This window comes from Plebeiibacterium sediminum (assembly GCF_026013605.1).
GTDB classification, from domain to species: Bacteria; Bacteroidota; Bacteroidia; order Bacteroidales; family Marinilabiliaceae; genus Saccharicrinis; species Saccharicrinis sediminus.
Genome location: NZ_JAPDPJ010000010.1, coordinates 1 through 17,370, shown reverse-complemented (window position 1 = coordinate 17,370; position 17,370 = coordinate 1). Strand labels below are relative to the sequence as shown.

The 17,370-nt window shown below is 34.9% G+C and carries 11 protein-coding genes; 9 read left to right on the top strand and 2 right to left on the bottom strand.

Features of this window, described 5'->3' with window-relative positions; genetic code table 11:
• Nucleotides 1-18: 18 nt before the first annotated feature.
• Nucleotides 19-3,756 (bottom strand): methionine synthase, encoded by a 3,738-nt coding sequence (metH, locus tag OM075_RS06340; protein ID WP_301189649.1) that lies wholly within the window; start codon nt 3,754-3,756, stop codon nt 19-21.
• A gap of 215 nt (nt 3,757-3,971) precedes the next feature.
• Between metH and OM075_RS06335 the strand changes: the two genes are divergently transcribed.
• From OM075_RS06335 to OM075_RS06295, 9 genes are all read left to right on the top strand, one after another.
• Nucleotides 3,972-4,973, top strand: a complete 1,002-nt coding sequence (locus OM075_RS06335; protein WP_301189648.1) for a bifunctional heptose 7-phosphate kinase/heptose 1-phosphate adenyltransferase — start codon at nt 3,972-3,974, stop codon at nt 4,971-4,973.
• 212 nt (nt 4,974-5,185) lie between these two features.
• The gene (locus OM075_RS06330; protein WP_301189647.1) at nt 5,186-5,986 is read left to right on the top strand and encodes a ParA family protein; all 801 of its coding nucleotides are present in this window, start codon (nt 5,186-5,188) and stop codon (nt 5,984-5,986) included.
• Nucleotides 5,987-6,076: 90 nt separating this feature from the next.
• Nucleotides 6,077-6,955, top strand: coding sequence for a ParB/RepB/Spo0J family partition protein (locus OM075_RS06325; protein WP_301189646.1), 879 nt, complete (start codon nt 6,077-6,079; stop codon nt 6,953-6,955).
• A gap of 58 nt (nt 6,956-7,013) precedes the next feature.
• Nucleotides 7,014-7,652, top strand: coding sequence for a DUF5683 domain-containing protein (locus tag OM075_RS06320; RefSeq protein ID WP_301189645.1), 639 nt, complete (start codon nt 7,014-7,016; stop codon nt 7,650-7,652).
• A gap of 13 nt (nt 7,653-7,665) precedes the next feature.
• Nucleotides 7,666-9,234, top strand: coding sequence for a lytic transglycosylase domain-containing protein (locus tag OM075_RS06315; RefSeq protein WP_301189644.1), 1,569 nt, complete (start codon nt 7,666-7,668; stop codon nt 9,232-9,234).
• 25 nt (nt 9,235-9,259) lie between these two features.
• Complete coding sequence (locus OM075_RS06310; RefSeq protein WP_301189643.1) at nt 9,260-10,738, top strand: SGNH/GDSL hydrolase family protein; 1,479 nt, start codon at nt 9,260-9,262, stop codon at nt 10,736-10,738.
• Nucleotides 10,739-11,004: 266 nt separating this feature from the next.
• On the top strand, nt 11,005-12,249 hold the full coding sequence (locus OM075_RS06305) for an MBOAT family O-acyltransferase (RefSeq protein WP_363321544.1): 1,245 nt from the start codon (nt 11,005-11,007) through the stop codon (nt 12,247-12,249).
• Between the two features lie 37 nt (nt 12,250-12,286).
• Nucleotides 12,287-16,075 (top strand): sensor histidine kinase, encoded by a 3,789-nt coding sequence (locus tag OM075_RS06300; RefSeq protein WP_301189641.1) that lies wholly within the window; start codon nt 12,287-12,289, stop codon nt 16,073-16,075.
• Nucleotides 16,076-16,140: 65 nt separating this feature from the next.
• Nucleotides 16,141-16,836: a zinc metallopeptidase gene (locus OM075_RS06295; protein ID WP_301189640.1), complete on the top strand. Its 696-nt coding sequence runs from the start codon at nt 16,141-16,143 to the stop codon at nt 16,834-16,836.
• Between the two features lie 167 nt (nt 16,837-17,003).
• Here OM075_RS06295 and OM075_RS06290 read toward each other — a convergent pair whose 3' ends face one another.
• A complete protein-coding gene (locus OM075_RS06290; protein WP_301189639.1) occupies nt 17,004-17,201 on the bottom strand; it encodes a hypothetical protein in 198 nt (65 codons plus the stop codon).
• Between the last annotated feature and the right edge of the window lie 169 nt (nt 17,202-17,370).

Genomic DNA, 17,370 nt, shown 5'->3' with positions numbered 1-17,370 from the left:
TCTTTCTAAAAACGATTTCTATTTATAAGCCAGGTTTACCGGAATCCATTTTTCAACTTCTTCAACAGTTATTCCCTTGCGTTTTGCTAAATCTTCAACCTGGTCTTTACCGATTTTACCAACTCCAAAATACATGGCTTTAGGATGACCAAAATACAATCCACTTACGGATGCATTTGGATACATACTAAAATGCTCTGTTAAGGTAATTCCTGTATTTTTCTCCACATCCATCATCTCAAACAACTGACGTTTTTCGCTATGATCAGGACATGCTGGATAGCCCAACGCAGGACGAATACCTCTATAACGTTCACGAATAAAATTATCTGTATTAAATTCTTCATCAGGAGCATATCCCCAAAATTCTCTACGAACTCTAAAGTGCAGCAATTCGGCAAATGCCTCTGCCAAACGATCAGCCAGTGCTTTCAACAAGATAGAAGAATAATCATCATGATCATCTTCAAAGGCTTTGATCCATTTTTCAATCCCGATGCCTGCAGTAACTGCAAATCCGCCAATATAATCATTTACACCACTTTCGACAGGTGCAACAAAATCAGCCAGTGAATGGAATGCTTCTTTACCTTGCTTATCCTGTTGCTCTCTGATCTGATGGAATCTTGTTTTTTCTACACTTCTGGTTTCATCAGTATAAACAATAACATCATCACCTTCAGCATTAGCAGGGAAAATTCCAAACACAGCTTTAGCAGTTACCATTTTATCCTGCTCTATATTTGTTAACATAGCCTGAGAATCGCGCCAAAGCTTTAAAGCTTCCTGTGCTTTTTCCCTGGCCTGCTCTGTTTTGTATTTTTCAAGCCATTGTGCCTCTTCTTCTGCTGTGGCAACTGATTCTATTCCGTCGTAATTACCAGTTAAGTTCCATGCCTGGAAAAAGAAGGTCCAGTCAATAAATTTACGGATATCAGCAATAGAATAATCATCAAAAACTTTTACGCCCTGAAAAACCGGTGTATAAACATCACCACTATTCCAATCAATCTTAAACTTACTTTCTCTGGCTTGCTCAATTGGTTTTAATACGATGGCTTTTTTATTTGCATTTCTTTCGCGAAGCTCTGCATATTCAGCTTTTACTTTTTTTGCAAATTCCTCTTTACCGGTTTGAGATAACAATGCACTTACCACCTGAGCACTTTTAGAGGCATCTTTTACATGAACAACAGGATGATCATACTCCGGTTCAATTTTAACAGCCGTATGTACTTTTGATGTTGTTGCACCACCTACCATTAAAGGAATATCGAAACCTGTACGTTTCATTTCTTTGGCAACATTCACCATCTCTTCCAATGAAGGCGTAATCAATCCACTTAATCCTATAATATCAACCTTTTGAGCAATGGCTTCCTTAAGAATTTTTTCAGTTGGCACCATCACACCAAGATCTATTACTTCGTAATTATTACATCCCAGGATTACGCCCACAATATTTTTACCTATATCATGAACATCACCTTTTACAGTGGCCATTAATATTTTACCATTAGTTTTGGCTCCTCCTGTGGCAGACTTTTCTTCTTCAATAATTGGTTGCAGAATGGCTACTGCTTTTTTCATTACCCTTGCAGTTTTCACCACCTGAGGCAAGAACATTTTACCGCTACCAAACAAATCACCAACTACATTCATACCATCCATCAAAGGTTTCTCAATGATTTCAAGTGCTGTTGGATATTTTTCCAACGCTTCAGCAATATCAACATCCAGGTGATCACTAATACCTTTTACCAAACAATGTGTTAAACGCTCCTCTAGTGTACCCTCGCGCCATGCAGCCTGTTGCGCTTCACCCACCTCTTGCTGGGTATTTTTTATGGTTTCAGCATAATCCACCAGGCGATCTGTTGCATCCGGACGCTTGTTAAATACTACGTCTTCTACATATTCCAACAATTCTTTTGGTATATCATCATACACCTGCAGCATAGCAGGATTAACAATACCCATATCCAATCCTTCTTTGATGGCATAATAAAGGAATACAGAGTGAATGGCTTCACGCACTACATTATTTCCTCTGAAAGAGAAAGATAAATTACTGATTCCACCACTAATATGCGCATAAGGAAGATTTTCTTTAATCCACTTACATGCTTTGATAAAATCTACTGCATAATTGTTATGCTCCTCAATACCGGTTGCTATAGCCAGCACATTCGGATCGAATATAATATCCTGAGGTGGGAAGTTTACTTTTTCTGTTAACAGTTTATAAGCTCTCCCGCAAATCTCTTTTCTTCTTTCAAAATTATCAGCCTGACCTTTTTCATCAAAAGCCATAACCACAACAGCTGCACCATATTTTTTGATGATACGTGCATGTTCTAAAAAGACTTCTTCGCCTTCTTTTAAACTAATACTGTTAACAACTGATTTACCCTGTAAACATTTCAATCCAGCCTCAATTACCTCAAATTTTGAGGAATCAACCATCACCGGAACTTTAGAAACATCAGGATCAGACATCAACATATTTAAGAAGGTCACCATCTCTTCCTTTGCCTCCAACATAGCATCATCCATGTTTACATCAACAATCTGGGCTCCGTTTTCAACCTGGTGACGCGCGATATCAACAGCTTCTTCATATTTTTTCTCCTTAATTAAACGAAGAAATTTTCGTGAACCTGCAACATTACAACGTTCACCAATATTAACAAAGTTGGTATCCTCACGCATTTGAAGCGACTCCAAACCACTCAAGTGAGTTATGGTTGATACGGCCGCTTTTTTATGCGCATTATATTTATCAGCTATTTTAGCCATAGCTGCAATATGAGCAGGAGTCGTTCCACAACATCCTCCTATGATATTTACTTTACCATCAGCTAACCACTGTCCTACTAAATCAGACATCTGATCAGGTGTTTGATCATATTCACCAAACTGGTTTGGTAAACCAGCATTAGGGTGTGTACTAATATAGAAAGGTGCTTTTTGTGAAAGTTCAGTTACATATGGCTCAAGTTCGGCGGCTCCTAACGAACAGTTTAACCCGATACTTAAAATATCCATATGAGAAACAGAATCAATAAAAGCCTGTAATGTTTGGCCCGACAATGTTCTACCACTGGCATCTGTAATGGTACCCGACACCATGATAGGCAACTTTTTACCCATTGCATCAAAAACCTCATCAATAGCCATTAAAGCTGCTTTAGCATTAAGAGTATCAAAAACGGTTTCTATCATTAACAAATCCGATCCACCTTTAATTAGTGCTTCAATCTGTTCTTTGTAGGCTTCTTTAACCTGATCAAAAGTAGCAGCTCTATATCCTGGATTATTTACATCAGGTGATAATGACAATGCTTTATTTAACGGTCCGATTGAACCACAAACAAATCTTGGCTTTTCAGGAGTTTTTAAAGTATATTCATCAGCAACCTCACGAGCTATCTTTGCCGACTGATAATTAATATCCCATACAGCAGCCTGCATATCGTAATCAGCCTGCGAAATAGATGTGGCATTAAACGTGTTGGTTTCTATAATATCTGAACCTGCCTCAAGATATTTAGTATGAATTTCTTTAATAATTTCAGGTTGAGTAATTGATAAGATATCATTATTACCTTTAATCGGCATGTGATAATCCTTAAATCTTTCGCCCCTATAATCTTCTTCTTCCAATTTATAGGTTTGAATTAAACTACCCATTGCTCCATCTAAAAGCAATATTCTCTCTTCAATTGCCTTATATAACTTTTTTGTTCTATCCATATGCGTTTACCAGCTTATCATACTAACTAAATTACTCCAGAATTGTTTGAAGTGAAACCTGCTGTATGACAAATGTCATTTAATCTGTAAAAAAGGACTGCAAAAATAACAAATATTACTGATTTAATTGAGTTTATAAAAGCTAAAGTTATCACAAACCACTTCTTAATTACTCCTTTGTCATTTTTTTTATATTTGTGACAAATTTATATCACATGTCGCAAAATTATTTTGAACAATTATTTGAGTCTTTCAACAATAAAAACATACTGATCATAGGAGATGTAATGATTGATTCATACCTATGGGGTGATGTCAACCGAATTTCTCCGGAAGCTCCCGTACCTATTTTATCAGGTATAGGAAGAGAGAACCGCCTGGGTGGAGCTGCCAATGTTGCTTTAAACATTCAGTCTCTTGGTGCCAATCCCATATTATGTTCTGTAATTGGTGACGATGTGATGAGTCATGATTTCTTTAAACTTTTAAAGAAACAAGAACTTACAGCTGACGGCATTGTAAAGTGCTCTAACAGAATGACGACTGTAAAAACCCGTGTAATTAGTCAGCATCAACACTTATTGAGGGTTGATGAAGAAATTTGCACACCAATACCTGAAGACACTGAAGAAAAAATGATGGTTAAGCTTCAAATGCTTATCAATACCAACAGAATAGATGCCATTATTTTTGAGGATTACGACAAAGGAGTCATCACACCATCTGTCATTCAAAAAGTAGTTGCTATATCAAAAGAAAAAGGTATACCAACTTTGGTTGATCCTAAGAAAAGAAATTTCAACGACTACAAAGGCGTTACCTTCTTTAAACCAAACTTTAAGGAATTCAACGAGGGCTGTAAACTTGAGCTAAAAAAGGGCCAGCACGAAGAATTAATCACAGCAGGTAAAAAGTTCCAGAAAGAACAAGAAATAAACATATTAATGATTACACTATCGGAACATGGTGTATTTATCAATCACAACGCAGATGGTGCATCCATAGTTCCTGCCGAAATCAGAAATATATCAGATGTGTCAGGAGCTGGAGATACAGTTATAAGCGTGAGTGCATTATGCCTAATAGAAAACATTGAACCTCATCTGATCGCCAGAATTGCAAATATGGCAGGAGGTCTTGTATGCGAGGAATCAGGTGTAGTTCCTGTTAAAAAGGAATTGCTTTTAAAAGAGTGTATTCAAAAAATTAAAGACTAGCAGTTTCTTGATATTTTTTACACTTTCTTTATAAGTTGTTGAAACTTTTATGTTAGTATTAATGTATGAAGTTTTAATTAAAAGTTTAACTTTGACAGTCGTTTTATGACTCATTTTTTGCATCTTTAACAGATATATAAGCACTATAAAAGATCAGAAAATCAAGATTTTGTAGAAAATATTTATTGCAAAATATATTTAATTACCACAATATGGGAAAAATAATTGCATTAGCGAATCAAAAAGGAGGAGTTGGAAAAACTACTACAGCAATAAACCTGGCAGCCAGTTTAGCCGTTTTGGAATATAAAGTTTTGGTAGTAGATGCCGACCCACAAGCCAATGCTACATCTGGTTTAGGTTTTGATTTAAAAGAAATTGACGCCAGTATATATGAATGTATTGTAGATGGAATAGAACCATCTTCTGCATTACTTAAATCCGAAATTGAAGGACTAGACGTATTACCTTCGCATATTGATTTGGTTGGTGCTGAAATTGAGATGTTGAATCGCTCAAACAGAGAAAATGTATTAAAAGATGTATTAGGAAAGATCAGAGACCAATACGACTTTATTTTAATTGACTGTTCTCCATCATTAGGTTTAATTACAGTTAACTCTCTTACTGCTGCTGATTCAGTAATAATTCCTGTTCAATGTGAATATTTCGCTCTTGAAGGATTAGGTAAATTATTAAATACCATAAAAATCATCCAAAGCAGATTAAATACAACGCTTGCAATTGAAGGTTTCCTATTAACCATGTATGATTCTCGTTTAAGATTATCGAATCAGGTGGTTGAGGAAGTTCAACGTCACTTCCAGGATATGGTTTTTGAAACTTTAATTACCAGAAACATTAAGTTAAGTGAGGCGCCAAGTTATGGTAAGGCTGTTGTAGAATATGATGCAACATCAAAAGGAGCCATAAACTATTTAAATCTGGCCCGAGAGTTGTTACAAAAGAACAACATGACAAAAATAGATAACAAAGACAAAATTGTTAAGTAATACCATATTGGCTTAACATTAATTATTGAATAATACAATATTAGAATATGATGCAGATAACTTTAGGTTATCTGCCAATTTAATTTACGAATGGCAAAAAAGAATGCATTAGGGAGAGGACTGGGTGCTCTTATTGACAACGCTGACGAGGTAACAAAAGGAAGACCTCTTTCAGGTATGGATGAAATTGAAGTAAGCAGAATTGTTGCAAATCCATGGCAGCCCCGTACCCGTTTTGATGAAGAAAAATTAGAAGAACTAGCAGCTTCTATTAAGGAGATTGGTGTCATTCAGCCGCTAACCGTAAGAAAAAGTGGAAACCAGTACCAGCTTATTGCCGGTGAGCGTCGATTCAGAGCTTCAAAATTAGTTGGCCTGGAAAAAGTTCCTGCTTATGTTCGAACTGCTGATGACGAAACCATGCTTGAAATGGCATTGGTTGAAAACATTCAGCGTGAAGATTTAGACCCTATTGAAATTGCCATAAGTTACCAACGATTAATGGATGAGTGCAAGCTTACCCAGGAAAGCATGTCGGAAAGAGTAGGTAAAAAAAGAGCAACAGTAACCAATTACCTTCGCTTATTAAAATTACCTGCAGAAATTCAACTTGGATTGCGCGACAAGAAGCTTGGAATGGGACATGCCAGAGCTATCATTGGTATTGAAGACGAACAACTACAACTTAAAATCTACGACGAAATCATTGAATATGATTACTCAGTAAGAAAAGTAGAAGAAGTGGTTCGTGAATTAAACAGTGAAAAACCCGCAAAAAAACCTAATAAAAAGAAAATCGAATTGCCTGAGGAGTATCAACAACTTAGCAATCAGATATCATCGGTATTTGAAACAAAAATTCAGTTTAGCAGAGGAGAAAAAGGAGACGGTAAAATTGTGATCCCATTTAACTCTGACGAAGATCTGGAGCGTATCATCAGTATCCTTGATAAAGCAAACGCAAAGTAAAATACTTCAAAATAAATGAGATAATCACTTAGATAAAATTATTTTGAATTTACTATTCGTGAACAATAAGAAACTATGGAGCAGTTTGTTTGTGTTTTTTATGGCTGTTTGTTTACAACAAAACCTAAAAGCACAAACAATTTCAGATTCTATTAGTGTTAAAAACGAGGCTAAAGCAAAGCCAATCGTTATCAAGCCTCATTCTCCACATAAAGCAAGTCTTTATTCGGCAGTACTTCCCGGACTTGGTCAGGCATACAATAAAAAATACTGGAAAATTCCGATTCTATATGCAGGATTTGCAGGTATTATTTATGCCATTGACTTTAACTCAAGCAACTATAGCAAATACCGAAATGCATACAGAGACTACATCATTCAGGATCCAAATAACACCAGTTATTTAAAGATTATTGAAAAGACCTCCATTACACCTGAAGATATTGCTGCAGGTGGAAGATATGCAGAGTGGTTTGAAAATACCCTCGAAAATGGTAAAGATTATTACGAAAGATGGCGTAACTTAAGTTATGTAGGATTTGCTTTAGTATATATAATCAACATTATTGATGCATCTGTAGATGCACATTTTAAAACATTTGACGTAAGTGATGATTTAAGTATGAGGGTGGAACCTGTTGTTCAAACCAGATATGGAAACAACAGTATAGGATTACAATTAAAACTTGTGTTTTAGAAAAATTAGAAAGATGTTAAGATTAAAATTTATAGCCGCAGCTCTTTTTGTATCGGCTCTAAACATATATAGCCAAACAGAGCTTGTTAGCGATTCTTTAGTAGTTACTAATGACTCTATTCAAAATGACTCCGTAAAACTTGACAACAATGTTGAGCAAGGTTTCTTTACTGAAAATTTAGATACGGTTAAGTCTGACAACACCAAAGAAGAGAGTGCTTCAAATACCATTGAATTTCCAAAAATTATTACAGACTCTTTATATATTCAGAGACTTCAAAGCATTGAATCTCCGATGGAATTTCCGTTCAACAGTAAGGTAAAGGCTTATATTGAACTATACACTCAAAGAAGAAGAGAACAAGTGCAAATCATGCTTGGTTTAGCTGAGTATTATTTCCCTATGTTTGAAGAAACGCTTGATGCAGCAGACCTTCCATTGGAGTTAAAATACCTTCCAATCATTGAATCGGCATTAAATCCAAGAGCCTTTTCTCGTGCTGGCGCCTCGGGCTTATGGCAGTTCATGTATGGAACAGGAAAAATGTACGGTCTTCAAGTTAATTCATATATCGATGACAGAAGAGATCCACAGAAATCAACACAGGCAGCGGTTAAATATCTAAAGGATTTATATGCTAAATACAATGACTGGTACCTGGTTATTGCAGCATACAACTGTGGCCCCGGAAATGTTGACAAGGCAATCTATCGTTCTGGTGGTAAAAGAGATTTTTGGCAAATCTATTATCGCCTGCCTCGTGAAACCAGAGGATATGTACCGGCCTTTATTGCGGCAGCCTATACCATGACTTATTCAGAAGAACATTTAATAAAACCACAACCTTCTGATATTGCTATGGCAACAGATACCATTATGATATCTGACTTACTACATTTTAATCAGGTATCAAAAGTTACTGGTATACCCGTTGAAAAACTGCGCGAGTTAAATCCTCAATACAGAAGAGATGTTGTTCCTGCACAGAAAAAGGCTTTAGCATTAAGAATTCCATCTACCTCACTGGAATCATTTATAACTCTTGAGGATTCCATTTTTAAATGTGACAGAGATAAATATTTTGCTTCAAACCGTCTTGTTGTTAATCCGTCTAATAATTACAACGCACCTTCGGTTCCTAAAAACAAAGCTAAAGTATATTACACGGTTAAATCCGGCGATGCAGTTGGTTTAATTGCAGACTGGTATGATGTGTACACTTCTGATTTAAGATATTGGAACAACATCCATAGAAACATTATCCGTGTTGGACAAAAGTTAGTGATCTATGTTCCTAAGGATAAAGTTGATCATTATTCCAGAATTAATTCTTTGAGTTATTCTGAAAAACAAGCTATGAATGGAAGAACCGTTCAAACAGCTTCAACTCCAAAGAAATCGACCACAACAACAGAAAGCACTGATTACGTTTATTATACCGTACGACAAGGTGATAATCTTTGGTCCATTGCAAAAAAGTATCCGGGAGTTACCAACAGTGATATTATGAAACTTAATAGTTTAACAAGCTCATCTAAAATTAATCCTGGTCAACGATTAAAGATCCGACCTAAGAGCTAGATGATTATTAAGCAACAATTATAGTATGATAAAGCCTCCAAAAATATTTCTGTATTACCTTGTAATCATCGGTATTTTTGTAGGCTTTAGTTTTCTTATCCCTAAGGAAGGTTTGCAAATCGGAACAATTCCTTATCGTATAAAATGGATTTCTGTTCATCATATTTTAGGTATTAAAGCAGACTCTGTTGCTACAAAAAAGATCATTCAGGAACTTCCAACTGACACAACACTTTCAATAGCTCTTGATACTTCAATTATAGCAGACAGCATCAAGAGCAATTTAACGCAGAAGATTGATAGTCTTGCATTAGAACCTGATACCGTAATTACACCGTCAATTGAATATGGTGAAGAATTTAAACCTTTACTTTATCAATTTTACAGTAATATAACCAATGCTGCAGATTCAGGCAAAATATTAAGAATCCTGCACATGGGAGATTCTCAGATTGAAGGGGATCGCATTACACGCTATTTAAGAGAATCATTTCAAGAGCAGTTTAAAGGCTCTGGTCCAGGGCTGATTCCGGTTTTTGATCCTCAGAAACACTTCCCTTCTGTTTGGATTAGCAACAACGGAAAATGGAGTGAACACACCGTATATCAATATCCTAGAACAATAAAAAACAACCAATACGGAATCATAGGCCGGGTTGCAAAAATTGATTCATCAGGGATCTCTTCGCTAAAAATAAGTCAATCGCATCTGGCACTCCCAAAAGCCAGTCGCTTTTACAAAGCAAGGTTATACCTAAAAGAAATTAAAACACCATTATTGGTTACTGCATTTTGGGAAGGCGATCAAATTAGTAAGGATTCTTTATTAGAGGATGAAGGTCTTACAGAAATCAACTGGACCTTCAAACAAGATCCTCAACGATTTTCATTGAACTTCATGTCCGATGAAAGCCCTATTTTTCTGGGCCTAAGTCTGGATAGTTTGTCAGGTATTGCCGTTGATAATATTTCTATGAGAGGACAATCCACTCCTCGTCTGGACAAAACCAACAAAGCATTGTATAAATCAATGGCCAGCTATATGAATATTGGATTGGTTATACTTCAATATGGTACAAACATGGTTCCTACGATTACCAGTAATTATGAATTCTATAGCAGAACTTTGTATAAACAACTCCAGATTTTAAAAGAAACCATGCCTAACGTTCCTGTTTTAGTTGTGGGAGTTGGGGATGTTGCTACACAAACAGATGGTCAGGTAAAATCCTACACTCATATTACTAAGATTAAGGAAGCACAAAAAGAAGCTGCATTTAAAGCAGGTTTTGCTTTTTTTGACCTATATGAAGCCATGGGAGGAGAAGGTTCAATGTTGAAATGGGTCAATAATGATCCCCGAATGGCCATGCTCGACTACACTCACTTTAATAAAGCAGGTGGAAAAAAAGTTGCGGACTGGCTTTACACAGCTATTTTGCATGATTATAATAAATGGAAGAAAAGCACTACTTTTAAACCTGATAATCCACACAACGATTAACATTGGAACAGCTACTGCATTTAATAAAATATAATCCTAATAGTGATTTTGTTTTCACTCACTATCTGTTTTGGATTTTTTTTGGCGTGGTTCTGTTGGGGAATGCCATTCTTTATAAAAAAAGCATTCTTCGCAACAGTTTTCTATTTATTGCCAGTCTCTTTTTTTATTATAAAGCAGGAGGTTATTACTTCTCGCTCCTCATCTTTTCAACAATTGTTGATTACTCTATTGGATTAGGGATTGGGAAAAGCAATAAAAAATATATGAAAAGGCTCCTTTTAATCACAAGCCTTATCATTAATTTAGGACTATTATCTTATTTCAAATACAGTTATTTTTTTGCTGATGTAATAGCTAAGGTATCAGGCCAGGATGTAAATGTAATAAACTATCTGGCCCTTATTACAAATGCAGCATTTGGCACTCACTTTAGTATCGATAAAATTATTTTACCTGTTGGGATATCCTTTTTTACATTTCAAACCATTTCATATTCAATTGATGTTTACAGAGATCGAATAAAACCTGTAAAAAATATTATTGACTTTGGTTTTTATGTTTCTTTCTTCCCTCAACTGGTGGCTGGACCGATTGTAAGAGCATGGGAATTTATTCCTCAGTTACATAAAAAATATTGCCTATCTGAAAAATGGTTCTGGAGTGCAACCTGGCTTATAATTGGAGGCCTGTTTAAAAAAATTGTGATTTCAGATTATCTCTCCATTAATTTTGTTGATCGTATTTTTGATGCGCCAATGATGTATAGTGGAGTTGAATTGCTTTTTGGAGCTTATGCCTATGCTATGCAGATCTATTGTGACTTTTCTGGTTATACAGATATCGCAATAGGAGTTGCATTGATATTAGGCTTTCGCCTTCCTGAAAACTTTAACCGGCCATATATGGCCACTTCAGTTACTTCATTCTGGAGAAGGTGGCATATATCCCTATCATCATGGTTAAGAGATTATTTATACATTCCGTTAGGAGGTAACAGAAGAGGTAAGTTTCGCCAGGGAATCAATCTTTTCGTTACAATGCTATTAGGCGGTTTGTGGCATGGTGCTGGCTGGCTCTTTATTCTGTGGGGTGGATTACATGGTTTAGCGTTATTAATTGAAAAATACACCATTTCATCATTAAAACATTTTAAACTTAAGATACCCAAGTTCATTGGTTTCCTATTGACCTTTCATTTTATTGTTTTTACCTGGATCATTTTCAGATCTCCGGATATAGACACATTCATACTTTTTATACGAAGAATAAAAGAGGCATTTTTTATTTATCAGAATCAAGAAATGCTAAATTCCTATTTAAATGTATTAGGAATTCTTACCTTTGGGTATGTCATTCATTGGATTCCCATTGAACTTAAAAGAATGATTAAAATAAATTTGATAAAGACACATTTGTTGATTAAATTGTTCTTGTTAATAACCTTTTGTATAATCATTTATCAGTTTAGTTTGTTTGACGCAAAACCATTTATCTATTTTAGATTTTAAATGGATTTTGCAGGTTGTTATGCGAAGAAATTAATATATGCAAAAGGTACTTATTTATATTACTCTTATACTGTCACTTGTTCCTGTTTTAGCAACAGGTCAACATCACTATTTCAGACAATATTCACTGGAAGAAGGTTTACCTCAATCAGAAGTAAATGATATTGCCGAAGATCAGTTTGGTTATTTATGGCTTGGGACCAACGGAGGAGGTTTATGTAAATTTAATGGCACTGATTTTGAAATTTTCACAAAACAAGATGGTCTTTTAGAAAACCTGATCATTGGTTTGCATAGCGATAACAACTACAACCTTTGGATTGCAAGTCCACGAGGCATTACAAAATATGATGGCAAATCCTATCATCACATTATTGAGTCTGACACGGCATTGTATCAGGATCGTGTTCAGTTTTTGGAAACCATCGACGGTTCAATATGGGCATTAGCCAGAGAAGTTTCAGGTCAAAGAAAACTGATTCAAATCAAAGACAATAACACCGCAGATTTCATAAGCCTATACCCTGAAGTTTTTAATAATAACAGGATATTTTTTGTTTGTAAAGAGAATGCACATTCGTTATATGTTTCTACTGAAAAGGGACTTTTTTCAGCAAATCCAGATGGCATAACAAAGGTAAATTCAATAGGAGAAACTGATCTTTCTGATAAAATGATCATTCCTATTTTGCAGGATAAGTACCGAAACACCTGGGCTATAGAGGTAGCCCAAAGTGGAGGTATGCAATTAAAGCAATTTAAATTGAATGGAGATGTTGAAGCCGTTAACTGGCCCAATGATGTTCCATTACAACGAATCTTTAGAGTTTTTGAAGATCGTCAGGGAGGAGTCTGGATTTCTATTGCATCACAAGGTATTGTAAAATTTACAGACCATAACTTTCGATTGTACAACAAACAAAATGGTCTTAATGCCAAATTAATTACCAGCTTCTGCGAAGACAGGGAAGGTAATATATGGTTAGGATCAAGTGGTTCCGGAATTTTAAAATACGGTGGTGACAAATTTATTTCGTTTAATAAAGAAAGTGGATTAAGTGGTGATATTGTAAGATCCTTATTCGAAGATAGCAAAGGAAACTTCTACTTTGGAGATGATGGTAATATGATATCAAAATATGATGGTAATAAAATTACTTTTCTTTCTGCAAAAACTGAAAATGTAATGGGCCAGGCTCGCAGAATGCTTGAACTATCAAATGGACATATTTTAATTGGTACTACAGGAGGCTTATTCGAATATGACGGTAATGTTATTAAAGATGCTCCCTTAAAATATGGCATTGCAGCTCAAGCCCCGGTAGTTGATATCACTAGAGATAAGGAATCTATATGGTTTGCAATTTATGGTGGGGGTTTACTTAAATATACCAATGGTAACAAAAAGTGGTATACTCCAAACAACTCTGAATTAAAATCAAGTTTTATTACTGACCTTTTTATCGACTCCAAAAACAGGATGTGGATTTCCACAACCAAAGGTATTTTCTTACTTGAAGATGAAAAATTTACCCATTATTCCGATAAGAATGAATTGAATGCATCATGGATTCTGCAGGCTGCTGAAGATAAAATTGGCAACATATGGTTTGCTACTTTTACCGGGGGTTTAAGTCAGTTTGATGGTGTTAATTTTAACGTGTATAACACTACCAATGGAATAACATCAGATAATATTTATTCTGTCATTTCAGATGCAGAAGGTAACATTTGGGCCGGAACTCAGAATGGAGTAGACAAAATTTCAATAGGAGCAGATGGTAGCATAACATCCATAAACAACTACGATAAAGATGATGGTTTTATTGGTATTGAAAACAACGGAGGCTGTAATCTATTAGATAGTGAAGGAAGAATATGGTTTGGAACCATTAAAGGTGCCATGCGATACAATCCGGAAGAAGAAAAAACCAATTATTTAGAGCCTCCGGTATACATAAGAAAGATTCTCTTGAACTTTAAAAATCCAGATTGGAAAAATACTTCTGACTCATATTCATTAGATTCAATTACTCCATGGTTCTTAATACCGGAAGGTTTAAAGCTAAAACACAACAATAACCATATTGGATTTATTTTTGATGGACTTTGCTATACAGTACCTGAAAAAACTAAGTTTAAATGGAAATTAGAACCGATTGAAGAAGAATGGTCTCCAGAAAATCATTCAACTGAAGCTTTTTATCCATCATTAGCTCCGGGAAAATACACTTTTAAGGTAATTGCATGCAACAATGATGGTGTTTGGAATGAGGAAGGTGCTACTTATAGTTTTGAAATCATACCAGCCTGGTATCAATACAAAGCATTTAAAGCACTTATTTTTTTACTTTTCCTAGGTTTAATTTTCTTTATTGCACGCCAAATTATTCAAAAGGAGAAATCAATAAAGCAAGAATTAGAATCGAGACTGGCTATTAAAAAAGTTGAGATACAAAAACAGCAGTCAGAAATTAAAAACAGAAATAAAGAACTAAAAGAGCAAAAAGCACAGCTTCAATTACAGGCAGCTTCACTTCAGGCATCAAATACAAATTTAGAACGACTTACAAAAATTGGTCAGTTAATTACTGCCAATTTGTCTGTTGAGAAAATCTCTGAATTACTATATCAGTCAGTTTCCAAAGTAATGAGTACTGATATTTACACTGTTGGTATATTTAATCAGGAGACTAAATCAATAGATTTTGTTTACTCAATACTAAATAATGAAAGGCAACCATTCACCAGATATTTACTAGAAGATAAAGAAAGACTGGCGATATACTCCTTTACAAACAATACCGAAATTTTAATGAATAACTTTTATGAAGATTATAAAAAGTATATTCAGGAAATACGACCGGTTCCTAACGGAGCAGAATCAGAGTCTGTAATTTACATTCCTTTACGCACATCAAAAACTGTGATTGGAGTCATTTCTGTTCAAAGTTTAAAAAAGAATGCCTATACGCCATATCACCTAAATTTCATGCAAAACATTGCTAACTATGCATCTATAGCAATTGGCAATGCATTAAAATATCAAGATCTTGTTAAAGAGCAGCAAGACCTTAAAGTTGAACACAGTCATATTTTAGATGAGAAGAACCAATTAACATCTGAAATGCAATATCTTGAAGATGCAAACTATGAAAAAACCAGATTACTGAGTTTATTTGCCAACGAAATACAAGAACCACTGAATAAATCAATTGGCAAAATATCTGAATTTGTAGCAAAGAACAAAGAGTGCTCTGCTGATCAAATTAGTTTTATAAATGAGATACAGCGATCCCTTAAAAAGCAAAATGAAGTAATCACAAAAGTATTAGAGGTTCACAACATTGAAAAGCATTCATACGAATATATTCCTACAAAATTTGAGGTAAAGCAAACCATCATTAGTGCGTTGACAATTCTTGAAAAAGAAGCATCTGAAAGAAATATTAAGCTTATTATTAGTGGAAAAGAACAAGAGATCTATTTAGATTTAAACCTCTTTATCAGAATCATCGAGAATCTGATTTCCAATGCCATAAAATTCTCTCCGGATCATAAAACGGTAACAGTTATTATCAGTGAACTGAATCATAACCTCAGAATTGAGGTACACGATCAAGGGCCTGGATTAACTAAAGAGGAACAAAGTAAGATTTTTGAAAAATACAGTCATTTTAAAAAAGGAAATGAACAAGAAATAAGCTCTTCGGGTTTAGGATTATACATCGTTCATAAATATGTAAACTTTATGAATGGTACCATAAAATGCGAAAGTACATTGGGATTGGGTGCTGCATTCATTATTGAGTTTCCCATGACATAACTACTTTCATTGTACTGTGGCAAAGTTTTTGATTATCATTTATCTATATTTAAAATTGATTTAGTATGGGCTTATTAATTATTTTTTTAGGATTTTTCCTTTTGAGCTGGATCGTGAGCTCAACCTTAAAATCAAAATTTAAGGCATATTCAAAGGTTCCTTTAAATTATGGAATGTCTGGACGTGATGTGGCTGAAAAGATGTTGCGAGATCACGGTATACACGATGTAAAAATTATATCGGTTCCCGGACAATTAACCGATCATTATAATCCAAGTAATAAAACTGTAAATCTTAGTCCGGAAGTATACCATGGACAGAGTGTTGCATCAGCAGCTGTAGCTGCACATGAATGCGGTCATGCCGTTCAACATGCTGTTGGTTATGCTCCTTTGGAAATGCGTTCAGCTTTAGTGCCAATTCAGAACGTTAGCGCCAGAGTTTTGAACATCATTTTTATGGTGATGATTTTTGGTGGATTTATATTACCAAATATTTTACCTTATACTTTAGGTTTACAAATTGTGATTGCCTGTTATGCCATTTTTACACTGTTTGCATTTATTACTTTACCAGTAGAAATTAATGCAACACAAAGAGCTTTAGCATGGCTCAACAACAGCGGAGTTGCTACAGGAAGTATTCACAGTAAAGCTACTGATGCTTTAAAATGGGCTGCGTATACTTATGTGGTTGCAGCACTATCATCATTAGTAACATTAATGTATTATGTAATGATGTATCTTGGATCAAGAGATTAATTTGAAAGAAAGCAATAATTATAACCTCTTTTCTTAATTGGGAAGAGGTTTTTTATTTTTCAGATTTGATTTTATGGCATAAAAAAAGCCTCCTATGATATTAGTATCAAATAGGAAGCTATCTTAAATCTACAAATAGATTCTTAGTCTCCGTGTATTCCTTACCCTTAGATAAGTACCTGGTTATTGGATGCATAACTTAATTTACCTTGATTAATCAACGAAATTACATAACTTAATCCCTTAGTTTGGGAAATTCTTAGTTCCTTAAAGATCTCACCCATATAAACTGGTTGTTCCTCGTTAACAAAAGAGATAATTTTCTCTTCAATTCCGATCTTTCCTGTGTCTTTCTCTTTACTCATTTTAATACTTTTTAAAAGGTTTATAAATATTTCATTAGCTCTGTCTTGACTTAATGATTTAAAACTACTTTTATAAAGGGTATGTTCAAAATTCTGTGTCAGAGTTTGTTTATATGTTCATTTCTTTTTTGAAATCAATATCAAAAGCTTTGAAGGCCAAGTAAAGATT